This is a genomic window from Chania multitudinisentens RB-25 (assembly GCF_000520015.2).
Taxonomy (GTDB): Bacteria; Pseudomonadota; Gammaproteobacteria; order Enterobacterales; family Enterobacteriaceae; genus Chania; species Chania multitudinisentens.
Genome location: NZ_CP007044.2, coordinates 1,577,677 through 1,595,485, shown reverse-complemented (window position 1 = coordinate 1,595,485; position 17,809 = coordinate 1,577,677). Strand labels below are relative to the sequence as shown.

General features: G+C 51.3%; 11 protein-coding genes, 1 other RNA gene and 1 pseudogene. 7 read left to right on the top strand and 6 right to left on the bottom strand.

Translation table 11 applies throughout. The features are described from left to right. Positions 1-68 precede the first annotated feature (68 nt). Positions 69-776, top strand: coding sequence for a hypothetical protein (locus Z042_RS06990; RefSeq protein ID WP_024911129.1), 708 nt, complete (start codon positions 69-71; stop codon positions 774-776). A 560-nt stretch (positions 777-1,336) separates the two neighbouring features. Further along, a pseudogene (locus Z042_RS06980) lies at positions 1,337-2,174 on the top strand (IS630 family transposase). Between the two features lie 338 nt (positions 2,175-2,512). Here Z042_RS06980 and rnpB read toward each other — a convergent pair. Together rnpB and rsmI are read right to left on the bottom strand one after the other, a co-directional pair. Next, an RNA gene (gene rnpB / locus Z042_RS24675) (RNase P RNA component class A) lies at positions 2,513-2,891 on the bottom strand. Positions 2,892-2,932: 41 nt separating this feature from the next. Beyond that, positions 2,933-3,796 carry a 16S rRNA (cytidine(1402)-2'-O)-methyltransferase gene (gene rsmI / locus Z042_RS06975; RefSeq protein WP_024911127.1) on the bottom strand — a complete coding sequence of 288 codons (864 nt, stop codon included), beginning with the start codon at positions 3,794-3,796 and terminating at the stop codon, positions 2,933-2,935. Positions 3,797-3,858: 62 nt separating this feature from the next. On the opposite strand from rsmI, the gene Z042_RS06970 reads away from it, so the two are divergent. The 4 genes from Z042_RS06970 to dolP all read left to right on the top strand — a co-directional run bounded on the left by Z042_RS06970 (position 3,859) and on the right by dolP (position 7,475). Next, on the top strand, positions 3,859-5,850 hold the full coding sequence (locus Z042_RS06970) for a penicillin-binding protein activator (protein ID WP_024911126.1): 1,992 nt from the start codon (positions 3,859-3,861) through the stop codon (positions 5,848-5,850). Further along, entirely contained in the window at positions 5,847-6,200 is a 354-nt protein-coding gene (locus Z042_RS06965) for a YraN family protein (protein WP_024911125.1), read from the top strand. Before Z042_RS06970 ends, Z042_RS06965 begins: the two co-directional genes overlap by 4 nt. A 98-nt stretch (positions 6,201-6,298) precedes the next feature. Continuing rightward, positions 6,299-6,889: a DnaA initiator-associating protein DiaA gene (gene diaA / locus Z042_RS06960; protein ID WP_024911124.1), complete on the top strand. Its 591-nt coding sequence runs from the start codon at positions 6,299-6,301 to the stop codon at positions 6,887-6,889. Positions 6,890-6,899: 10 nt separating this feature from the next. Continuing rightward, the gene (dolP, locus tag Z042_RS06955) at positions 6,900-7,475 is read left to right on the top strand and encodes a division/outer membrane stress-associated lipid-binding lipoprotein (RefSeq protein ID WP_024911123.1); all 576 of its coding nucleotides are present in this window, start codon (positions 6,900-6,902) and stop codon (positions 7,473-7,475) included. 90 nt (positions 7,476-7,565) lie between these two features. Here dolP and mtgA read toward each other — a convergent pair whose 3' ends face one another. From mtgA to mnmL, 4 genes are all read right to left on the bottom strand, one after another. Further along, complete coding sequence (gene mtgA, locus Z042_RS06950) at positions 7,566-8,285, bottom strand: monofunctional biosynthetic peptidoglycan transglycosylase (RefSeq protein ID WP_024911122.1); 720 nt, start codon at positions 8,283-8,285, stop codon at positions 7,566-7,568. Further along, positions 8,282-8,935 (bottom strand): isoprenoid biosynthesis glyoxalase ElbB, encoded by a 654-nt coding sequence (elbB, locus tag Z042_RS06945; RefSeq protein WP_024911121.1) that lies wholly within the window; start codon positions 8,933-8,935, stop codon positions 8,282-8,284. Before elbB ends, mtgA begins: the two co-directional genes overlap by 4 nt. A gap of 237 nt (positions 8,936-9,172) precedes the next feature. Then, a complete protein-coding gene (gene arcB, locus Z042_RS06940; RefSeq protein ID WP_024911120.1) occupies positions 9,173-11,512 on the bottom strand; it encodes an aerobic respiration two-component sensor histidine kinase ArcB in 2,340 nt (779 codons plus the stop codon). A gap of 196 nt (positions 11,513-11,708) precedes the next feature. Beyond that, entirely contained in the window at positions 11,709-12,641 is a 933-nt protein-coding gene (gene mnmL / locus Z042_RS06935; protein ID WP_024911119.1) for a tRNA modification radical SAM protein MnmL/YtqA, read from the bottom strand. 697 nt (positions 12,642-13,338) lie between these two features. On the opposite strand from mnmL, the gene gltB reads away from it, so the two are divergent. Next, positions 13,339-17,799 carry a glutamate synthase large subunit gene (gltB, locus tag Z042_RS06930; RefSeq protein ID WP_024911118.1) on the top strand — a complete coding sequence of 1,487 codons (4,461 nt, stop codon included), beginning with the start codon at positions 13,339-13,341 and terminating at the stop codon, positions 17,797-17,799. Positions 17,800-17,809: the final 10 nt, after the last annotated feature.

The window sequence follows — 17,809 nt, the reverse complement described above, 5'->3', positions numbered from 1 at the left end:
TTGACGTATACATTAGAGATATAATGGTTTTTAGTGCTCACCATCGAAAATATAAAGGAACATGTTTAATGGACTATAGTTCTATTCTTAGGCAACACATGCAGGCTGAAAGAAAAATGGCTATATCCCTTGATAAAGGCGTTAAGGGTGTCTACGAAAAAGCAATTGATACAACTGAGGTATTATATGATGGTTTTGAAAGGCTTTCCTGGCGAACATCATGCTTCATAGATAAATATGAAGATGTTTGCCAAGAAATAAAAATAGAAGACGAACGGTATGTTTTAGGTATTTGGGAGTTATTTAGAAAAAGAGATATACTTCTGTATATGCTGACTTTATATGTTGAATTTGTTTTAGATGATGAGGATAGAACTCAAAGAGAGGTTAAATCAAAAGCAAGAGGGACAAGCAAGTTATTTGCAGGATTAGTTGCGGGAATGCTAACAAAGAAAGCTATCGCTTATACAATAGGTAAATCTTTATCTGGTTCACCTGAGATTTTAGCCTCAATCAGAAAGCACACGTATAAAAAGGGAACATTAGCTTTAACAGCTGTTACATTTTATGGACAAGTTCAAAAAGCAGCTATGGCTGCAAGAAAACTAAGGATGCTTGAACCTCGTTATTATAATATACTATATATTAACAACATTGAGATGTTATATATATATGTAGATCCAATTATAACAGGGCTGATAATGAAATTTAAGAGTAAATATAACGCTACGCTTGAGGAAAAAATTGAAATATTAGAGGGGATTATCAACTCATGATTATAGAAATATTAGAAATAATAAAGAGCATGATTAACTTCATCTTAAAATACGTTAAGATTTTCGCATTTACTATATTCCTTAATTTCCTTCCAATTGTTGTCCTTGTTTTATTGTATATGCTGTATGTGGTATTTATACCGGAATATAGTGGGAGGTTATTAATAATATCAATTATTGTGGTTTTCTATTTATCTTGGAAATACACCCCAGATAAATATACATAAAAAGCCGCTTTGTAAGCGGCCTTTTATAACTAGAATACGCGTTCATCCCATATGCTGTACCCTGACGTGCCAGCTACGTGAGTCCAGTCGATGCTTTTATATGCTATGGATATTAACTCATATGGCTGAACATCACTTTGTAATAGTGAATTTGGGCAATGCTGACTAATACTCGAACCATCATAACGCTAAGTATTATCATCTAAAGAATACTTACCTCTGTCTTTTACTAGATAAGCGTTCCGAATAGTAGATCGCTTGAAGGGAACTCAGCCCAGATTGGGCGATCTGATCAATCGCCAAAAAGAAACAAATCACCAACCGGGCTGAGCGATGCCGATAATAGCACCAATACCTCGTAGTGAACGACGCCTGATGCAAAAAACGATTCACAGAACACGCGACAAAAACCATGCATGCAGGCTGACCGCCATGCTGATGTTGCACCGGAGAGAGCCTGTCAGCGCGGCCGCCAGAACGCTTTGCTGTGCACGCTCTTCCATTATTCGCTGGATTAACTGGTTTATCCTTTATGGCATCGACGATTTGGAATCACTTTCCCCCGGACGTGGACGCCGCACCTACACTACATATTCGTGACCCGCACAAAGAAGAAAAAATGGCGGTAATCCATAAATCGCTGGAGAAATGCAGCGCAGAAAATCCGGTGTTTTACGAAGATGAAGTGAATATCCATCTCAATCCAAAAATCGGTGCCGACTGGCAGGTACGCGGTCAGCAGAAACGCGTAGTGACGCCCAGGCAGAATGAAAAATACTATCTGGCAGGCGCACTACACAGCAGAACAGGGAAAGTCAGCTATGTGGGCGGCAACAGCAAAAGCTCAGTCTTATTTATCAGTCTGTTAATACATCTGAAGGCGACGTATCGGCTGGCAAAAACAATCACGCTCATCGTGGATAACTACATCATCCACAAAAACCGGGAAACACAGAGTTGGCTGAAGGAAAACCCGAAATTCAGGGTGATATATCAGCCGGTTTATTCACCGTGGGTGAATCATGTTGAGCGGCTATGGCAGGCGTTACATGAGACAATCACCCGTAATCATCAATGCCGCACCATGTGGCAATTACTGAAAAAAGTCCGCCATTTTATGGAAACTGTCAGCCCATTCCCCAGAAGTAAACATGGGCTGGCAAAAGTGTAGCGATATTCGGATCATTATTTAGCAAAAAATATCGATATCATTTTGAATGAACTGCCTAATTTTTCTCACAATCATCTTCAACTGATTGCTATCCATCCTACCAAGTTTCAACAACGAAACGTAAAACATTAATCTAGTGATTAAAAATTTAGCTCTCGTGACATCATGGCAACCTAAAGAAGACCTGAAAAAGTGGTTACCAGACAATCGAAAGTAGAGGTAGAACGTACCGTTCCTACGAAATGTGTAAGGAAGAGAACAACAGTCGGTGTATCCCATCTTGTATCTCACTTTAAGTGAAATGCAGACAGGACACACCAACCCATTGTTTTTAATAGAAGTGGAGTTGACCGATAAGCCGGGTTCTGTCGTGGACAGTCATTCCTCTAGGCCAGCAATCGCTCACTGGCTCAAGCAGCCTACCCGGGTTCAGTACGGGCCGTACCCTGCGAACCCCTATTTGGCCTTGCTCCGGGTGGAGTTTACCGTGCCACGGACTGTTGCCAGCCGCGCGGTGCGCTCTTACCGCACCCTTTCACCCTTACCTGATCCCGCTTGCGCGGGCCATCGGCGGTTTGCTCTCTGTTGCACTAGTCGTAGGCTTGCGCCCCCCAGGCGTTACCTGGCACCCTGCCCTATGGAGCCCGGACTTTCCTCCCCTCCATCTGTCTCCCCCGAAGAGGACGGCAATGAAGCGGCGACTGTCTGGTCAACTCCGGCGCGGATAGTAGCGTCGCGGCCACGGCAGGTCAACAGCTTTACTCGCCCTGATGCTCCAGTGCGTACTTATACAACGCATTTTTCTTCACACCATGAATTTCCGCTGCCAAGGCCGCCGCCTTTTTCAGCGGCAACTCTTTATGCAGCAATGCCAGCGTGCGTAGCGCTTCCAATGGGAGATCGTCTTCCTGCGCTTTATGCCCTTCCACAATCAATACCATTTCGCCACGGCGGCGAACTTCATCTTCCTGTACCCAGGCCAGCAGTTCCCCCACGGGGGCTCCATGGATCGATTCCCAGGTTTTGGTCAGTTCACGGGCTAGAACCACATAGCGTTGCGGCCCCCATACAGCCACCATGTCTTGCAGGCTTTCCAACAAACGGTGAGTGGATTCATAGAAAATCAGCGTGCGCGGTTCCTCTGCCAGCGCCAGCAGAGTATCCTTACGGCCTTTGGTTTTCGCTGGCAGGAAACCTTCATAGCAGAAGCGATCGGATGCCACTCCTGCCGCACACAGCGCCGTTGTGGCGGCACAGGCCCCCGGCAGCGGCACAACGCGGATACCCGCTTCACGGCAACGGCGCACCAGGTGATAACCAGGGTCGTTAATCAATGGCGTGCCAGCGTCGGAAACCAATGCTATGCTCTGGCCTTCCTGCAATTTTGCCAGCAATTGGTCTGCCTTTTGCTGTTCGTTATGGTCGTGCAGCGCAAACAACCGCGCGCTAATCGCAAAGTGTTGCAACAGCAACCCGGTATGGCGTGTATCTTCCGCCGCAATCAGATCGACGCTTTTTAGTACTTCGAGTGCCCGATATGTGATATCCCCCAGGTTACCGATAGGGGTCGGCACCACGTACAGCGTTGATGCCAAAATGGCTGATTGTTGGTGTTGATTCATTGTTTCATCCGGATTGCCGATTTAATATTGAGCATCTTGAAAAAAACATCACTGGATACAGTATGCTTTCCTCAACATTCATGAGTATCAAAACAGGGCGTTTGATTCCTGTTGTACTGGCCGCCCTGTTGTTAGCGGGCTGTCCGAGCCAGGCTCCGCAAACTCCCCCCACGAATATACAGGGCGAAGCGAGCGCTAACTCCGATTATTATCTGCAACAGTTGCAGCAAAGCAGTGATGATAACAAGGCTGACTGGCAATTACTTGCTATTCGCGCACTCATCCGCGAAGGCCAACTGCCGCAGGCCAGTGCACTGCTGAATACGTTGCTGCAAGATATGAACAGCCAGCAATTGGTCGAACGCCAGTTGTTGATCGCTGAGTTGCAGGTTGCCGAAAAAAATTACGGTGCGGCACGCGACTCACTGAACAGTATCGATAGCAAGGCACTGTCATCCAATCAATTGGTACGCCTGTATCAGGCGCAGATTGCGGCCAGTCAGGGCCAGGTTTCTCTCTCGCTGATCCGCGCCTATATCGCTCTGGAACCCCTGCTGGCGATCAACGTACAGCAGGATAATCTGGATCAAACCTGGCAGGCATTACTTGGCCTTACGCCGGAAGAGATGAACAGCCTGGTGATCAATGCCGATGAAAACGTGCTGCAAGGCTGGCTGGATCTGTTGCGTGTTTATCAGGATAACAAACAAGACCCTGACCTGCTGAAAGCAGGCATCAAAGATTGGCAAAACCGTTATCCGCAAAACCCGGCGGCCAAAAATCTGCCGAGCCAACTGAACCAGGTGTCGAACTTTAGCCAGGCTTCTACCTCACACATTGCGCTACTGCTGCCGTTGAATGGTCAGGCAAAAGTGTTTGCCGATGCTATCCAGCAGGGTTTTACCGCGGCACAAAACGGTTTGGTACTCAACACACCGGTTCAACCCCCACCGCCGACCAATAATCCCGATCAGGCAACCACCGCCGCGGCCCCTGATGCCAACGGTGCAGTGAGCACTTCTGCCAATATTGTCACGGAGCTGGCCACACCATCCACCGCTCCCGTCATGCCAACGCAGCCCGTCAACGCACAGGTAAAGGTATACGATACCTCCAGCCAGCCCTTGCCGGAACTACTTGCTCAGGCCCAGCAGGAAGGAGCAACGTTAGTGGTTGGCCCGTTACTCAAAGCCAATGTCGACCAGCTCGCTACCACGCCAACCACGCTGAATGTGTTGGCTCTCAACCAGCCTGAACAACCGCAAGACAGCCCCAATATCTGCTACTTTGCGCTTTCCCCAGAAGATGAAGCCCGCGATGCGGCGCGCCACATCTGGGAGCAACAGAAGCGCCAGCCATTGCTGTTGCTTCCTCGCGGTGCCTTTGGTGACCGTATCGCCAGAGCCTTTACCGAGGAGTGGCAAACCCAGGGGGGGCAAACCGTGTTGCAACAGAGTATTGACTCTACCAGTGATCTGCGCCGCATGGTCAACGGCGGGGGTATCCGTATGACCGGTACTCCTGTCACAGCATCCGCCCCAGCACAACAGTCGGTCACCATCGCTGGTTTGACCATCCCGGCTCCGCCGAGTGATATCCCTGCGGCCACTGGCGGTGGCATTGATGCGGTTTATATTGTTGCCACACAGGATCAACTCACCCTGATCAAACCGATGATCGACATGACCACCAGTTCACGCAGCAAGCCAGCGCTGTTCGCTAGCTCACGCAGCTATCAGGCAGGAGCTGGCCCGGATTTCCGGCTGGAAATGGAAGGCTTGCAATTCAGTGATATCCCACTGTTGGCAGGAACTAATCCGCAGTTGCAACAGCAGGTCAGTGCCCAGTTCCGCAACGATTATTCCTTGGTACGCCTCTACGCGATGGGAATGGATGCCTGGACATTAGCCAATCACTTTGCTGAAATGCGCCAGCTCCCAGGATTCCAGGTTTCTGGTGCCACAGGTTTGCTGAGTTCGTCACCCAACTGCGTGATCACCAGGAAACTGACGTGGCTGCAATACCACCAGGGCATGGTCGTTCCAGTCTCCTGAGCCAACGAGCCAAAGGGGCGGGTTATGAAATACAGGCCCGCCGCTATCTGGAGCGCGCAGGGCTTACCTTCACGGCGGCCAATGTGGTGGTGCGAGGTGGTGAGCTCGATCTTATCATGCGCGATGGCCAAACCTGGGTATTCGTTGAAGTACGCTATCGGCGTAACGCCACCTTTGGTGATGCTGCTGCCAGCGTGACGTACCGCAAACAACAGCGATTGTTGCATGCCGCTGCAGTCTGGTTGGCTGGGCGCGGAGCCAGTTTTGATACATCATCTTGCCGTTTTGATGTTTTTGCGATCACCGGTAGCCAGTTAGAATGGATACCAAATGCCTTCAATGCGGATTGAGCATTAATGCTCCGATGAAGCCAAGTAACGCGGCAACATGCAATATAATGAGTGTACCGGTGCAAACCGGCCCTTTGACTGAGTGGATTAAAAACAACGTGCTGGATAGAATCAAAGTCTGTTTTACCGAAAGTATCCAAACCCAGATCGCTGCGGCAGAAGCTTTGCCTGACGCCATATCGCGTGCGGCGCTGACCTTGGTTCAATCATTGTTGAACGGCAATAAGATCCTGTGCTGCGGCAATGGGACATCTGCCGCCAATGCCCAGCATTTTGCCGCCAATATGATTAATCGCTTTGAAAACGAACGCCCTAGCCTGCCCGCCATCGCACTGAATGCCGATAACGTGGTGCTGACCGCGATCGGCAATGATCGCCTGCATGATGAAGTGTATGCCAAGCAGGTTCGCGCACTGGGCCAAACCGGTGACGTTTTGCTGGCCATTTCCACTCGCGGTAATAGCCGTGATATCGTGAAAGCGGTTGAAGCCGCCGTAACACGGGATATGACCATTGTGGCGCTCACTGGTTACGACGGCGGGGAACTGGCAGGTTTACTCGGCCAGCAAGACGTTGAGATCCGCATTCCCTCTCACCGCAGTGCCCGTATTCAGGAAATGCATATGCTTACCGTAAATTGCCTATGCGACCTGATTGATAACACATTGTTCCCCCACCAGGACGACTAAAGGAACTGAGATGAAGCTGAAAACAACATTGGTAGTGCTGTTCAGCGCCCTGCTGTTACAAGGTTGTGTCGGTGCGGTTGTGGTTGGCAGTGCCGCTGTTGCCACCAAGACGGCCACCGACCCACGTAGCATAGGGACGCAGGTTGATGACGGAACGTTGGAGGCCCGGGTTGAAAATGCCCTGAGTAAAGATCAGCAATTGAAAAAAGAAGCGCGCGTTGTCGCAACGGCTTATCAGGGCAAAGTATTGTTGACCGGCCAGGCCCCGAATACCGAACTCGCCAGCCGTGCGAAGCAGATTGCTCTCGGCGTAGACGGTGCTGTAGAGGTCTATAACGAAATCCGCCAAGGGCCGCGAATCAGCCTGGGAACGGCTTCTTCAGACACTTGGATTACCACTAAAGTCCGTTCGCAGCTCCTGACCAGCGATACCGTTAAATCTTCAAACGTGAAGGTGACAACCGAGAATGGCGAGGTGTTTCTGCTGGGGCTGGTCACGCAAAAAGAAGGGCAATCAGCAGCACAGATTGCCAGCCAGATCAGTGGGGTAAGGCACGTGACAACGGCCTTTACCTATGTGAAATAACCAGAAAGTGCCGGGGAAGCATCAGTCGTTGCTTTGATGCACCACCCCGGCCTGCTTCATAAAAAGGGCGGCACGCTCAGTCAAACCAACTCATTTCAGCTCATTTTCTGCCAGAAATCCTTTTCCACCCAATTGCTGCATCTGGTGCATAATCCATCGCTGGCGCTGCATCACGTATCCTGAAGGGGCATTGACCTTAAAACGATGCGGGTTGGGCAGAACCGCTGCCAGCAACGCCGCCTCAGCGGCCGTCAACCGTTTGGCCGGTTTGTTGAAAAAACGCTGGGCTGCCGCCTCTACTCCGAAGGTTCCTTCACCAAATTCGACAATATTCAGGTAGACCGTCAAAATACGACGCTTGGTCCAAACCAGCTCAATTCCCGCCGTCAACCCAGCTTCGAGCCCTTTGCGCAGCCAACTGCGCCCATCCCATAAAAACAAATTCTTCGCCGTCTGTTGGGAGAGCGTGGAAGCACCACGAATGCGTGTCGGGCGGCGTTCATTGTGACTGAGCGCTTTCTCAATTGCCGCCACGTCGAAACCCCAGTGCCCGGCAAATTTCTGATCCTCTGCCGCGATCACGGCCAGAACCATGTTCGGCGAAATCTCCTCCATCGGAACCCAATCCGAATGCGCAACGTAGCTGAAATCACCACTTAACCAGGCACTGATTTGCCGCTCTACCATCACGGCTGAAAATGGTACTGGCAAAAAAGCGAACAGCACAATGCCCGCCAGCCACAGGCCAACAACAACCAGCACGCCTCGCTTGAGCCAATACCACAGCCAGAGAAAAGCCACTCTGATCATTCAGTGAGATCCAGCACCCGTGCAACCAGTTTATCAATACCGCGGGCAGCCTCACCGATCGATTGTGCCAACATGTAAGCTGGTGTTGTGACTACTTTGTTTTCAATATCGACCACAATATCGTCAACGGGGCAAACTATTGGTTCTCCCCCCATAGCGTCGATCACTTCACCAAGGTCGGGATCGTTACCAATGGTCAAACGAACTTGTTGGCCTAATATTCTCGGTAACAAGGCAGGAGCAATGCACATAAAACCAATTGGTTTATGTGCCTTATGCATTTTTTGAGTGATCTTTGCCAATTCTGCATCAATGGAACATTCAGCACCTTCCTCGGCAAAATTGCTGAGATTCTTCGCAGCACCAAAACCACCAGGAACGATCAGAGCATCCAGTTTATTGACATCAGCCTGAGAAAGAGGCTGAATCTTCCCTCGAGTAATGCGTGCAGATTCGATTAAAACGTTACGTGTTTCAGGCAAAAAATCGCCAGATAAATGATTAATAACATGGAGTTGCGTCTTGTCTGGCGCAAAGCATACGGCCTGCGCACCGGCCCGATCCAACGCCAGTAAAGTGAGAACAGCTTCGTGAATCTCCGTACCGTCATAAACACCACAGCCACTCAGTACCACGCCAACCTGTTTCATCAATCTTCTCCCAATCTGAAGCCCCGATAGATAAGGGTTTGCAGCTTGCAAACACTAACTACATCACACATTTTAATGAATCTTCTAACAAGAGCGCTTACATTTGCTATGTTATTCGCGGTATGATGTATCCGAATTTTCCACAACCTGCTTGACCTGAACATTGAAAACCAATACGCAGGTTCACAATTTCCCTGGTGTTGGCGCAATATTCGCGCACCCCGGCCTAGGTCGGGGTCATTTTTTTTCAGCATTATCTACCCAGGCACGCAGCATCGCCACATCGTTACGCCATTCCAGTTTGAGTTCATCCACCCAATCCTGCACGTTATCCCACCATGCCGGTAAAGTCGGTGTCTGAATCTGTTGAGCCAATTGCTGCAAGTGTTTTAGCCCCACAGAGCCAGCTGCACCTTTAATCTTGTGGCCTTCTTCCGTGATCCCTTTCTGGTCCCGCGCCGTCATATTAGAATCCAGTAACGCCAGATAGCCCGGCATCACCTGTTCAAACATGTCCAGACTCTGATAAATCAACTGTGAACCCACCAGTTCCATATACTGTTCCAGCATTGCGGTATCCAGTAACGATTCATTAATCTGCATCGCCTTTTGCTCCGTTTTCTTTGTAGTATGTAGGGGTTGATGATCCCAGTAATGTTTGATCATCTTGGTCAACGCGGGCACCGACAGCGGTTTACTCAACACATCGTCCATACCGGCATCAAGATACTCTTTCTTGTCTTTCAGCACATTAGCCGTCAGCGCAATCAATGGTGGCAGCGTGCGGCCCGCATAACGCTCACGCAGCTCACGGGCAATATCCAGGCCGGTCATGTCTGGTAACTGAATATCCAACAACGCCAGATCGAATTCATCCGGGTCAAACATCGCCAACGCATCATGGCCATTCATCGCCACTTCCACACTATTACCCAGTTTTTCCAACACCGAACGGGCAACGATCACATTCAGTTCAATATCTTCCACCAACAGGATATGCAATGCGGGTAGCGGCAGTTCCTCTTCTGCCTGAACTTCACTGACTATTTCCTCCACCGCCGGAGCCGTGATGGTTAAAACAAAACAAGAACCCTGCCCCTGCGCACTTTTTACGGTGATATCCCCCCCCATGCTTTGCGCCAGCCGCTTGGAAACCGCCAGACCGATCCCAGTGCCGGTCGCAGGCCGCCCACCGTTCCGATCTTTCACCTGATAGTACATGGCGAAGATTTTATCCTGCTCATCCTGCGGAATGCCCATACCGGAATCTTCCACCTCAAACACCATCCGTTCCTGGCCTTCATGTCGTACGCGCACCACAATCCGCCCCTGCTGGGTGAATTTCACCGCATTGCCAATCAGATTCCACAGGATCTGACGCAGGCGCGTACCATCAGTAATGATTTTCTGTGGCAGGGGCAGTTGCGGTTCCATCACGAATTGCAAACCTTTTGGCTGCGCCAGCAAACCTGAGAGGTTTTCCACATCGGCCAGGAAGCCGGTAAAATCGACCGGCTGATTATCAAGCTGGACTTTACGCCGTTCGAGTTTGTCCATCTCGATAATGTCATTGAAAATATTGCCGAGGGTAATGGCGCTCACGTGAATAGTTTTCAGGTATTTCAGTTGCTCATCATTCAGTTCAGTATCGAGCAGGATGCGGCTCAACCCGACAATGCCATTAAGCGGCGTACGCAGCTCGTGGCTGATCGTTGAGATAAAGGTGGTCTTGTCCCTGCTGGCATTCTCCAGCGCGTCCTGGTAGCGCTTACGCTCCGTTATATCGCGGCCAAAACCCATCAGCCCGTGTCGTTTGCCTACGCGATCATAAAATGGCACCTTGCGCAGTTCAAAACAGGCTTTGCGCCCGTCTGGATAGACCAGCCATTGCTCATAGGTCAGAGAAACATTATGGCGAAACACTTTTTCGTCGGTTTCGATGACTTTCTCGGCCACATCCTGGCTGTAAACATCAAACGGCGTCAGGCCAACCAACTGTTTTTCACTTTTGCCCGTCAATAGTTCCATTGCCCGGTTACAGCCGGAAAACTCTCTGTCTTCGTTACGGTAATAAACCAAATCCGGCGAAGCATCGAGAAAAGAGCGTAGTAACGCAGATTGTTGGCCAAGCTCCACCTGTGCCTGCTCACGCTGCCCCATCTCTTCGGTCAGTTTATCCATCACCTGCTGGCGATCTTCCTCTGCCTGGATACGATCGGCAATTTCCTGATTAAGCTGGGCAATGTTCTCTTTCATCTGCAAATTCAGTGCAAGATCGCGATGACGCATCTCTTCGAGCTTATCCACCAGCCGGGCCAGGTGCTGGCGCGAGTCTTCCAGTTGCTCCACCACCACCGATAAAAAATAGACCGCCCAAGGGGTGATCAGCAGGCCAAAGAAGATGGAACGTACTACATCGATGCTTTCTACTTCACCGCGCAACAGCATGGTGACCGCCATCTGCACCACCATGGCCAGCAGCACCAGCGCCGAAGCCAGCAGCAGCGAAAAACGCACCAACCCCAGCTTGACCATCAAATCAACGTAGTATTGGGCCAACACCCGAATTTGCTTCATGAGCTCTTCCCATCAGAGATAATCCTTTAAATCATACCGTAAACTTTTCTCTTCCGTTTGGGTGTGACGTCGAGCTAATAGAAATTTGGAAGATGGTAAGCTGGCAGCCACCGTGCTAGCCGCACGGCTGCTATTGAATTTGCAGGCACAAAGGGATTTGCAGCGCACTCAGGCCAAGGCGCACGCTAATCTGCAACTATAAAGAGGCCAGATAAACCCGATCGCCGCCCAACCTACTGCCTTGCCCACCATGCTGTTGCAAATACTCCCCCACTGCCTGCATACCATTCCAGCGGTTTTCGCACCATAATGGTGCCAGCAACGTCGGCCGGCGTGCGCTGGCAGAAACGCGGTGATAAATAATGTCTTTCGGCGTATGGCGGATCATTTCACCGGCACTGGCAGCGTAATCATGCAGCGCCAGTTCAGGAAGGCGGCCAGCCTGCCAGGCGCGTGCCATGATGCTGCCTGTGACGATATGCAGCGGGTGCAGTTTGATGCCATCCACCCCACTCTCAACCACCGCCTGCAACGTTGAGAGATGTTCCGCATAGGCTTCCCCAGGCAGGCCAACGATCAGATGGCTGCACACCTTTAAACCGCGCTCACGTGCCCGCCGTGCGGTATGTTGATAACAGGAGAAACTGTGGCCACGGTTGATACGTTTTAGCGTTTTATCATGCGCGGTCTGCAAGCCCAGCTCTAACCATACTTCAAACCCTTGTTCACGGTAGCCAGCCAGCAAATCCAGCACGGCTTCGGGTACGCAATCTGGCCGGGTGCCGACGCAGATGCCAACGATTTCTGTCTGCTGTAACGCTTGTCGATACATGTTGGCCAACAGTTCCACTTCTGCATAAGTACTGGTATAGGCTTGGAAATAAGCCAGATAACGTTTCGCCCGTTTTACCTGTTGCGCCTGTATCGCCAGCTGTTCAGAGATCCCCTGTTGCCGCATTTTTTCATCGGCAAACGACGCCACATTGCAGAAAGTACAACCTCCACGCCCAAGCGTTCCATCGCGGTTCGGGCAGCTAAACCCGCCATGCAGCGTCAGTTTATGGATTTTTTCACCGTAGCGGCGCTGAAGATCGCTGCCAAACATATTGACTAATTGCGGCAACTGCATAATCTTGGTACTTCTCTGTGTTCAAAGCCCATGATGTTAATAAAAGGTGGCTTTTCCCGCGATGACAGAGATCAACGCTTTTCTCCAAAGGCCGGTTAAAGCATAACTATTCATTATAAATGCAAATAAAATCACCCTACCTGCCATTAATCTTTCTAATATTGCGGCTGTTATTCGCACCCTTATGACTAAATGATGAAAAACAGTTACAAAAAACGATATATATATATTTAATAGAATAAAATTCTGACATTAACTCTCTTGCCAGCATGGTGCAGAGATTCAAACCTTGCACCATAGTGAGTCAGCTCACACTTTTTCATTCTTCCCTCAACCGCTCTCTAAGGGATAAAAAGTCTGAAATATCTTATTTTTCAAAAAAATAACCTAGAAAAATCCCTTTCGGAACCCGCTTAAGCCTATATTTGACCTGCGTATTCTTTCTCGTATAAGTTGGAAGTCCGCTGGAAGCGTTCTGGACGGGCAAACGTCTCGTCATATTTATGCAGCAATTTAAGACTCCCTCTTAAAACAAGTCATTTACCACTTGTGAGAACCATCACGAGAGGCCATTGATGGAGGGCGGAAAAGCAGATCGGCACGAATAACTTCGCCGTTCGGGTTTCTGCCAAACATCAAGAAAGCCCCTCGTGAGCGGTTGTGAGAGTCACGCAAAGCCTGGGGAGGTTCACTGAGCATGTTGTACGATAAATCCCAAGAGAAGGACAACTGTGGTTTCGGCCTGATCGCCCATATAGAAGGCGAACCTAGCCACAAAGTGGTGCGAACGGCGATTCACGCACTGGCTCGCATGCAGCATCGTGGGGCAATTCTTGCCGACGGTAAAACCGGTGACGGCTGTGGCCTGTTATTACAGAAACCTGACCGATTTTTCCGCATGGTGGCAGAAGAACGCGGTTGGCGCTTGGCGAAAAACTACGCCGTTGGCATGATGTTCTTGAGCACCGATGAAGAAGAAGCCCGCGCCAGCCGCCGCATCGTTGAAGAAGAGTTGCAGAACGAAACGCTGTCGATTGTCGGCTGGCGTGCAGTGCCAACCAACCCGGATGTGCTGGGTGAGATAGCCCTCTCCTCTCTACCACGTATTGAACAGATTTTTGTCAACGCCCCGGCAGGTTGGCGCCCGCGCGATATGGAACGCCGCCTGTTTGTGGCACGGCGTCGCATTGAGAAGCGAGTTCAGGACAGCAGCTTCTATGTGTGCAGTTTCTCCAACCTGGTGACGATCTATAAAGGCTTGTGTATGCCGACGGATCTGCCACGTTTTTATCTGGATCTGGCCGACCTGCGCCTGGAATCCTCCATCTGCCTGTTCCACCAGCGTTTTTCCACCAACACCGTGCCGCGTTGGCCGCTGGCACAACCGTTTCGCTATCTGGCGCACAACGGCGAGATCAATACCATCACCGGTAACCGCCAGTGGGCCCGCGCCCGTACTTATAAATTCCAAACGCCGCTGATCCCGGATTTACAAGCCGCCGCGCCTTTCGTTAACGAGACCGGTTCCGACTCCAGCTCGCTGGATAATATGCTGGAATTGTTGCTGGCAGGCGGTATGGATTTAATCCGCGCCATGCGCCTGCTGGTGCCACCTGCTTGGCAGAATAATCCAGATATGGATACCGACCTGCGAGCGTTTTTCGACTTCAACTCAATGCACATGGAGCCGTGGGACGGCCCAGCAGGCATCGTGATGTCCGATGGCCGCTATGCTGCCTGTAACCTGGATCGTAACGGGTTGCGCCCGGCGCGCTACGTGATCACCAAAGACAAACTGATTACCTGCGCTTCTGAAGTCGGCATCTGGGATTACCAGCCGGATGAAGTGATCGAAAAAGGCCGCGTCGGGCCAGGTGAATTGATGGTGATCGATACCCGCAGCGGCAAGATCCTGCACTCTGCCGAAACCGATGACGATTTGAAAAGCCGCCACCCCTACAAAGAATGGATGGAGAAAAACGTTAGGCGTTTGGTGCCGTTTGAAGACTTGCCAGACGACCAGGTCGGTAGCCGCGAACTGGATGACGCTACGCTTGAGACCTATCAAAAACAGTTTGGCTATAGCAGCGAAGAATTGGACCAAGTGATCCGCGTACTGGGTGAGATTGGTCAGGAAGCCACCGGCTCCATGGGGGATGACACCCCGTTTGCCGTGCTTTCCAGCCGCCCACGCATCATTTATGACTACTTCCGCCAACAGTTTGCGCAGGTGACCAACCCGCCAATCGATCCATTGCGTGAAGCACATGTGATGTCTCTGGCAACCAGCATCGGCCGCGAGATGAACGTATTCTGCGAAGCAGAAGGTCAGGCCCATCGCCTGAGTTTCAAATCGCCAATTCTGCTGTATTCGGATTTCAAACAGCTCACCACGTTGGAAGGGGAACATTATCGCGCTGACACGCTCGATCTGACCTTCAATCCCGCCGAGCAGGAACTGGAGCAAACGATTCGTGCCTTATGCGACGAAGCAGAAAACAAAGTGCGTGATGGTGCAGTGCTGCTGGTTTTATCCGATCGCGCCATTAGCAGCCAACGCCTGCCGGTCCCGGCTCCAATGGCCGTGGGTGCTATCCAGACCCGCTTAGTGGAAAAAAGCCTGCGCTGTGATGCCAACATCATCGTTGAAACGGCAAGCGCGCGCGATCCGCACCATTTTGCCGTACTGCTGGGCTTTGGTGCTACCGCCATCTATCCGTATCTGGCCTACGAAACCCTAGCCAAACTGGTAGACAGCCAAGCGATCGACAAAAAATACCGCGATGTGATGCTGAATTACCGTAACGGCATCAATAAAGGGCTGTACAAAATCATGTCCAAAATGGGCATCTCTACAGTCGCCTCTTATCGTTGCTCAAAATTGTTTGAAGCCGTTGGCCTGCACCGTGAACTCTCCGATTTGTGCTTCCAAGGTGTGGTCAGCCGTATTGGCGGTGCCAGCTTCAGTGATTTCCAACAGGATCTGCAAAACCTGAACAAACGTGCGTGGCTGAAACGCAAGCCGCTGGAGCAAGGTGGCCTGCTGAAGTTCGTTCACGGTGGCGAATATCATGCCTATAACCCGGATGTGGTGAATTCCCTGCAAAAAGCGGTGCATAGCGGTGAATACCACGATTATCAGGCTTATGCCAAACTGGTGAATGAGCGCCCGGTTGCCACACTGCGCGATCTATTGGCAATCAAACCACAGGGTACGCCGATCCCGGTTGATCAGGTAGAACCGGCTGAATCACTGTTCACTCGCTTTGATACCGCCGCCATGTCCATCGGGGCGCTGAGCCCAGAAGCTCATGAATCGTTGGCGATCGCCATGAACAGCCTCGGCGGTTTCTCCAACTCTGGTGAAGGTGGTGAAGATCCCGCTCGCTACGGCACCCACAAAGTTTCCCGTATCAAGCAGGTGGCTTCTGGCCGCTTTGGTGTAACACCGGCTTATCTGGTTAACGCCGATGTGATCCAGATTAAAGTCGCTCAGGGTGCCAAACCAGGTGAAGGTGGCCAGTTGCCAGGGGATAAAGTCACACCCTATATCGCTAAACTGCGTTATTCGGTGCCGGGCGTTACCCTGATTTCGCCGCCGCCGCATCATGATATCTATTCGATTGAAGACTTGGCGCAGTTAATCTTTGACCTGAAACAGGTCAATCCGAAAGCCATGATCTCAGTGAAACTGGTTTCCGAGCCGGGTGTTGGCACCATTGCTACCGGCGTGGCAAAAGCCTATGCCGATCTGATCACCATTGCCGGTTACGATGGCGGCACCGGCGCCAGCCCACTGTCTTCGGTGAAATATGCCGGTTGCCCGTGGGAATTGGGCCTGGTAGAAACCCAGCAGGCATTAGTGGCCAACGGCCTGCGCCACAAAATCCGCTTGCAGGTAGATGGCGGCCTGAAAACCGGCGTCGACATTGTTAAAGCTGCGATCCTGGGTGCCGAAAGCTTCGGTTTCGGTACTGGCCCAATGGTAGCGCTGGGTTGTAAATACCTGCGTATCTGCCACCTTAATAACTGTGCTACCGGTGTCGCTACTCAGGACGAAAAACTGCGCCGCGATCATTACCACGGCCTGCCAGAACGGGTAACTAACTACTTCCATTTTATCGCCAGGGAAACCCGCGAAATCATGGCCGAGCTGGGTGTTAGCCAACTGGTCGATCTGATTGGCCGTACCGAGTTCCTCACCGAGCTGGACGGGATCTCCGCCAAGCAGAACAAACTGGATCTGTCGCCGTTGCTGAAAACCGCCACGCCACATCCGGGCAAAGCCCTGCATTGCACCGAAAGCAGCAACCCGCCGTTCGATCAAGGCTTGCTGAACAAGGATCTGCTGGCACAGGCGATGCCTCATGTGGAAGCTAAACAGAGCAAGACCTTCTATTTTGATATCCGCAACACCGACCGTTCCGTGGGCGCTACGTTATCAGGTGCGATTGCTACGTTGCACGGCGATCAAGGCATGGCCGCCGATCCGATCAAAGCGCACTTCTCCGGTACCGCAGGCCAGAGCTTTGGCGTCTGGAATGCCGGCGGGGTGGAGCTGACTCTGACCGGCGATGCCAACGACTACGTCGGTAAAGGCATGGCCGGTGGCCGCATTGCCGTGCGCCCTCCGGTGGGCTCAGCCTACCGCAGCCATGAGGCAAGCATCGTGGGTAACACCTGCCTATATGGCGCTACCGGCGGCAAGCTGTTCGCCGCAGGCCGTGCCGGTGAACGTTTCGCGGTACGTAACTCCGGGGCTATCACCGTGGTGGAAGGTATCGGTGATAACGGTTGTGAATACATGACCGGCGGTATCGTCTGTGTGCTGGGCAAAACCGGTATCAACTTTGGCGCTGGCATGACCGGTGGTTTCGCTTATGTGCTGGACGAAGATGGTGAATTCCGTAAACGTGTTAACCCAGAATTGGTGGAAGTGTTGGACGTCGATCAACTGGCCATCCATGAGGAGCACCTGCGTGGCTTGATTACCGAGCACGTACAAGCGACCGGTTCATCGCGCGCCGAAGAGATACTTGCCCACTGGCCGGAATGGGCGCCGAAGTTTGCTCTGGTTAAGCCGAAGTCCAGTGATGTCAAAGCATTATTGGGTCACCGTAGTCGAAGCGCCGCCGAGCTGCGGGTTCAGGCACAGTAAGAGGTCATGC